The following is a 6,205-nucleotide window of genomic DNA, read 5'->3' as shown; positions in this document are numbered from 1 at the left end:
GGCAGTTGTGCATTTTTCAATTAAGGAGTCAGCTTGCGACTGCCGTATTTCGGGTAACCCAACCTCTTTTTCTTGGTATTCTTCATAAAGTTGCCCCAACGATTTGTTGTAATCAACATGAAACCCGAGACTTTCGGAAATAACGTAATCATAGACCGAGTGAACGAGGTGCCCTAGTGGCGTATTAACTGGGGCAGTGCCAATATGATACAAGCCAACTGCGGCAGTAAAGACTATACCTGCTTTTATTTTCCAGCTGCCGTCCTCAGCCGGGAGGGCAAATATTCTTGCCCCCTTTAATGAAGGTGATTGCGTAATAATTTGGCCGTTTAAAACAAGATGGGTAGTGAGAGCAATGGACCTTTGAAAGCCTATCAAAGCTTGTGAAACATCGTAGAGGTCAATTTCATGTTCATCGGCCTCATTTCCTGTATAGGACAACGTCAACTGTAAGTCATGATTCATGTAGTGCCCTAATATTAATGATTGTGGTGGTTGTAGTGGTTTTCATAACGCCTGCCATAAACCTAGACCCAAAGAACAGAGCAAAGCGGCGCTTTTGGGGTCCAGTTTATGGCATTGTTAGGCGTTTTGTTCCAACTCATATGCAATAACTTCAAGTCTCTTTTGCCTTTTCTTCCATAATCGCTCTATCCTTGGGTGGTTAAACGCCACTCTCTCAATGAATTCTTCGGATATAAGGGGAAATGGTGTCTTACCCCATTTTCTTCCATTTCTTCCAAAGAGCCATTTTTGTTAAGTGCTGTACTCACTCAAATCTTTAAATGAGTATATTTGATTCTTGTGAGCATAAAGTCCCGAAATAACATTGTAACCATATCTAGCGGTCAGTGAATTTGAGACTTTTCTAACGTGCTCACCTCCCAACCCAGAGAATACAATTGAAGGGGTTAGGTGATCTCCATCGCTGCATGGTTTTGTAATACCATTAATAAACTGAGGCATTACCTCAAGCACTAAACCAGAGAAACCAAACAAAACCTCTGGAAAGGGGTTTAGATTCTTCACTTCAAAAAAATTGATAAGCTTGTCGTTTTCTACATAACTATGATTTCTGCCATTTTTCTGTTTTCTTGTTATCACGCCATCTTTATAGCAAACACAGATGTCTGCTGTATAATATATGTGATCATCGTGTGCGGATTGAACTTTTAGATTGTGGTGTATTTCTATTTCTATTTTTGTTCGCTTACGTTTTTTCACAGTCGATTTAACACAGTGGAAATATGAAAAATTTTCCTTTAATCCACTTGTCGTTAGCTTGTACCTAAAAGTGCCATCTTTCCCTAGTAGCATTACCTCAATATCGTATTTTTTTCTTTTGTAATATTTGACAATGTCATTGTAAATTGACATTTCAAATAGATCAGACATTCTTTTTGCTAATTGGTTAAATACTCCACCATTTCTAGATATGAAGGAATTTATATCTCGCAACAGATATTTTCTGTCTTTATACGGGTTTTTTGATTTTATATTTAATCTTGCCATTTTCTGACAAACTCAACATTCTTTTCTAAAAATTCATGGACGGATGGAATGCTTAATTGATGAATCCCTATATTATATTCTTCCATTATGGCGAAAAATGATTTTGTGATAGCTAATGTTTGCTTATTAGATTGGTCGTCTATCTTGTAACTCCCCATATTGATATTTGTTACACCGAATTTTTTTGACGCTGAAAAAAAGTTATTTGAGCCATGGATTGGACCAATTGCTAATTCATGAAAAACCCCGAGTGCTAGCAGGTCTAACATTAGTGGTTGTTTTTCTTGTTTAATTTCATTGTATAAATCATCTTTCAATAAAAACCTCTTTTTTTCGTAATAGGTAATTCTAATTTTCTTGCCTAATTCAGCACCTATTCCTTTTGTTAATGCAATTAGCATCTCATCCATGGATGATTACCTGACTATTTTTTCAACGTAAAAATGATGGGATGCGCTCTTTTGCGCAGTCCTCTCGACTCCCTGGTTGGTCATTTGTCAATGACTCAGGTGAGTAAGGTAATCGTCCAGATAGATAAACTTTGTAGCAACGTCCTTCAACTCTCTGGCGGCATGCCCCCAAAAAACAACATGAACTGGGATATTGCGTTTTTTAAGTTTTTCGATGGCAGGAACGTAATCTGAATCTCCGGCGACAAGGGTGACTTCATCTTCACCGAGAGTAAGAATTTCATATGAGTCTTCAATCATCGTTGCCACAATATCAGTATCAATTTTCTTTTCATGATTTGCGACATTTCGATCATAGACAACGACCTCGAATCCTCTTTTCTTTGCCATTACCCAGAGAGAGTCATTTTTGGGTGGGCGCGAGCCAAAAAGGGTTGCTTTTTTCACCTCGGATTTATCACCACCGGCGAACGCAAAAAGCTTACCGAAATCGAGCTTCCAATTGTAGTCACATATATTTCTTTTGACGGCTGTCCAAACATCTTGAGTCATTCCCGATTTATACGCCGCGACATGCAGCCCTTCAATCCAGATGTTTGAGTTGTCTACATAAAGCAGATTTGCCATGTTAAATGCTCCTTTGTTTGTTATGCCCAACCGTTGAGCCCCATTTTACACTTAATTCGCACATAGGTGGCGCCATTAGGAGGGACAGTGACACACATACTCTTTCATGACAGTTACTATATCCCCTCATCGCAAAGAGCTATTAGTCCATGCCGAATTTTATCTAGCGATGCGGAATCCAGTTCCGCGTCGCGGAGGGCTTTAGCAAGGGGAATCAAATCATGGCAAAGCCATTCTTTGGTTACCCTGGGAAGCAAATGAATCAATAAGGTAGCAAGATCTTTGGTATGCTTAACTGCGAAACCATTTTTCAGCATGAGGTTAAACACATAACCTTCTGAAATTTCTGGCGCAGGAGATTCGCAAATCATCTTCACTGCCTTATCAAACACTATCCCCAGATGAGTTGACCATTTGACCATTTCCTTCAATTCAGACTGAGCTAACGGGGCCGGTTGTCCCAAGTTTCTGCGATGCCAATATTTGCCTAGCCACTGTTCCCACAGAAGCTTTATCGCCTCATCTTCTAAGCCACTTATCGTTCCTCTGAGTTGACTTGCCCATTCAGCTCGATCCTGCGCCTCGACGGCAGATATGAACTCTTGGAGCCAGCCATCTTCCAGAGGGTTAACAGAAGAGTAAATTGCAATGCTTGCCATATGCTGACAAAATTGCCGGCGTTGCATGTCCGGAAATACGTGGAGTTCATGAAATGTCTTACGATAAAGGGGCATAATATGTGGGAGTGTGTTTTCTCCGTATCTTCCCCAAAACAGATATCCATCCCAACACTGGCGTGCTCGCAAAGGGTCTGACCATTCAAAGAGTGGCAAGACCTTACTGACGGCCCACGATGAATCCATATAGAATATAAAATACAACTGACTTGCGATAACAACTTTCGCAAGCTGTGCTTCAAAAGAAGAGCCAGCAACCATCTTGTTAAGGCACCGATGGGGTATCTCCGGCAATCCTACCCAGGTCTCGCCGAAATCTTTTCTGGTTCTCGACAGTACTTTAAACCAAAATTCCGCTAACTTACCACCAGAATGGTTAATTGCAACTTGGAGCCAATCGTTAACAACTTCCGATGCTCCGTCTGGAACCGTCTCCAGGTAGTCCATAAGCCTTTCTGCTAGCTGCATGGCCAAAGCGAGCGAAGCTCCCGATGCAGGCTTCTTATCCTGAAATCTTTTCTGAATTAGGCTAGCAATATATTGGTGATGTTTTCGCAGTTCTGGATTTTCAAGAAGAAACCGCAAGATAACACAAAGGTCGCCATCTTCTTCAAGCCCATCCTCCCAGCCACGAAGTATATGGGGCCAAATATCTGTATCCCACACCCCAGTATCAGCCAAGACTTGCGATAATCTGTAAGCCCAATCGAAATTCTGCTGAACAGCCTGAGTAATACTGTTCAATAATCCTTCTCTGTCTGGTCCTTCGAAGTGATCACCCTTATAGGTCAAGAAAAATTCAAGTTCATCTTCAGGCGCTTTATCCAACAACTCTTCCACTGTCAGCGGACTTTGATGACCGACCCAATGGGCGCCACAGGACCAATGATGGAAATCAGGATGTTCGCGTGGTTGAAATTCAGGGTTAGCTTGCTGAATCATTGCAAAAGCATGGCTCGCACGAGAACAAGACGGATCGGCTAACTTGAGCCAATATAAAAAGTTGAATATCTCGTACCTTTCTGTTTTTGCATCCAACTCCTGGAAGTCCTCTCCCTTGCTACCCTCCCCAACGACGGCCTTTATAAGATTTTCCCTGGCGCCGTCAGAGGCATCTGGGTACGCCATTTGAATGACTCTAAATACTTCATGAACGCATCCGACATCAAATAGTAGTCCACGATTCGCCAACCACTCAATTTTTAGGTCAGCCGCGATAACCGTACATTCCGCCAAGGCGTTCAAGGCGATACGTCTCATAATCTCGGAGGTATTTCCAAACCAACGATTGATAAGACCAAAAGCTATATCCGGATCGTTCTCTATGAGATATCCCACCGAATCACGGGCCACATTGATAAGTACATCTAATTTCCCCGGATGCTCGTCCTGTTCGTGTACTTCTATCGCCGAACGACGGAAACTTATTGGGTCAAAAGAGCTCGGTCCCCGATAACTTCTCCGTAACATATCCGCTTGACTAAGATTCGCAGCGCTTATTGCCTCAAGCTCACTGGCGCAACATTCGATATGTGGAGCGATTTTGGACTCCCATGCCGTCCTCAGCCAATAATGGTCGTTCCCTTCCGGCAGTCTTATATCCAATTCTGGGGCGACCTTGTTTTCTTCATCACCCATGGAAAAACTACGCTGAAGTTCTATCTGTGGTGTGGTGAGGTGCGTAAATAAAAGCAAGACCACATCCTTATTCTCAGGGAGATTTAATTGGGTCAAAATGTGAGCCAATGGCTCAGCCCAGTTAACTGGTTGGGGTGATTGCAAAAAAATCGGAATGATACGGGAAATAATGTTGGATGCCGACTGAAGCTCTTTTCTGACCAAATCCCAAGCGAGGGTATTCCAGAAGATAGGGTTAAGATGTTGCCCCTGCCTCTGAATAAGTGCCAACACCGAATCTGTCTGATTCAGAAGAAACCTGTCGGTGATCCACTCTGCCAAAACTGCGTTGTATTTCTGATAATCAGCTCCATTTGGCTGAAAAAGTGGCTTCAGAAGATCGTTTCTCTCTGCCCAGTCCAACCATTCTAATTGTTCTGCATACTTAACGAAAAACCTTGCATAGCCAGCGTGCGTGACTGCGAATAGAAGAAAATCAGAATCTTCTTCAGATAGGTATGGTGCACCCTGGACAATTGACTTGATGCGGTGTTCATAATTTAGAGCCCCCATCCGCGACATTTTTGCCCATCCTTCAACCGCTACCGTCAATGCCTTATGTTTTCGCGTCCCGCGGACAATAGGATAAGCAAGAGGTTCAATAAAAAAATCTTTCCAGCGCTCAATATCGTTTTCCGGTGTCAGTGCATAACGTTTACCAATGGTTTCAGAAGGCAAACCTTTGGAAAGGTAGTGCATAACCGGGTCATTGTGGCTGTAACCGACAAAGAGAATCGTGTAGGTCCTAAATAATTCCCAAAGGAATCTGGTCGCCCACCCTTCTGTAAGGTAAGCCCTACCAAAATCACTGTCTGTAAGGACAAAGCGCTGCTCATCCCGTTCAAGGCTGCCGTGAAGATAGACGACACCTTTAAAATCGTGACCCAATGGCAATGCAGGTGCGTAATATTCTTCTGGCGAATTGCTGAACAGATTCTGTGCTGCCGTGCTGAAATGACGATCAAAATTTGTTGTTACCACGCGGATTGACCCTGAATCTGAGAACAACATCAGGAGCGCTTCGTGAAGCTTTGTCGGCCGGGAACCTTCTTTATCAATAATTTCCTTGGCAATGCGATGGACATTGAGGCCTGCTTGTTTGTGTGCCCCAAGGATACGGTCTAGCTGCTGCTTTTCCTTTTTTTTGAGCTTCCGAGAAACAATCTGTTCGGTCAACCTGACAAAGGTTGGCAATGACGATGGACTATCCAACGAAACCCCGGCACCAGCAAAAATGACAAGCTTGCCAGCACGCTGATCCAAAATAAGCTGTTCAGGAAACTCAACGTTTTTAATAATCAT

5 protein-coding genes are annotated in these 6,205 nt (G+C 42.9%); all 5 read right to left on the bottom strand.

What is annotated here, in order from left to right; genetic code table 11:
* Window positions 1-465: DUF7946 domain-containing protein (locus ACHHTY_RS08020; RefSeq protein ID WP_462346277.1), on the bottom strand; the 465-nt coding region annotated here is incomplete at its 3' end.
* Window positions 466-756: 291 nt separating this feature from the next.
* Window positions 757-1,512: a hypothetical protein gene (locus ACHHTY_RS08015; protein WP_395493588.1), complete on the bottom strand. Its 756-nt coding sequence runs from the start codon at window positions 1,510-1,512 to the stop codon at window positions 757-759.
* On the bottom strand, window positions 1,500-1,922 hold the full coding sequence (locus tag ACHHTY_RS08010; protein WP_395493587.1) for a hypothetical protein: 423 nt from the start codon (window positions 1,920-1,922) through the stop codon (window positions 1,500-1,502). The genes ACHHTY_RS08015 and ACHHTY_RS08010 overlap by 13 nt, the downstream gene beginning before the upstream one ends.
* 87 nt (window positions 1,923-2,009) lie before the next feature.
* The gene (locus tag ACHHTY_RS08005; RefSeq protein WP_395493586.1) at window positions 2,010-2,549 is read right to left on the bottom strand and encodes an NYN domain-containing protein; all 540 of its coding nucleotides are present in this window, start codon (window positions 2,547-2,549) and stop codon (window positions 2,010-2,012) included.
* A 116-nt stretch (window positions 2,550-2,665) separates the two neighbouring features.
* Window positions 2,666-6,205 (bottom strand): DUF4020 domain-containing protein, encoded by a 3,540-nt coding sequence (locus ACHHTY_RS08000; RefSeq protein WP_395493585.1) that lies wholly within the window; start codon window positions 6,203-6,205, stop codon window positions 2,666-2,668.

The organism is Desulfurivibrio nitratireducens, assembly GCF_044068515.1.
Lineage (GTDB): Bacteria > Desulfobacterota > Desulfobulbia > Desulfobulbales > Desulfurivibrionaceae > Desulfurivibrio.
The sequence above is the reverse complement of the archived record's forward strand: the minus strand, read 5'-3'. Positions and strand labels throughout refer to the sequence as shown.

Bases quoted from the DNA above. Each gene is read 5' to 3' on its own strand.
- ACHHTY_RS08015 (WP_395493588.1), bottom strand. From the start codon at position 1,512: ATGGCAAGATTAAATATAAAATCAAAAAACCCGTATAAAGACAGAAAA.
- ACHHTY_RS08000 (WP_395493585.1), bottom strand. From the start codon at position 6,205: ATGATTATTAAAAACGTTGAGTTTCCTGAACAGCTTATTTTGGATCAG.
- ACHHTY_RS08005 (WP_395493586.1), bottom strand. From the start codon at position 2,549: ATGGCAAATCTGCTTTATGTAGACAACTCAAACATCTGGATTGAAGGG.
- ACHHTY_RS08010 (WP_395493587.1), bottom strand. From the start codon at position 1,922: ATGGATGAGATGCTAATTGCATTAACAAAAGGAATAGGTGCTGAATTA.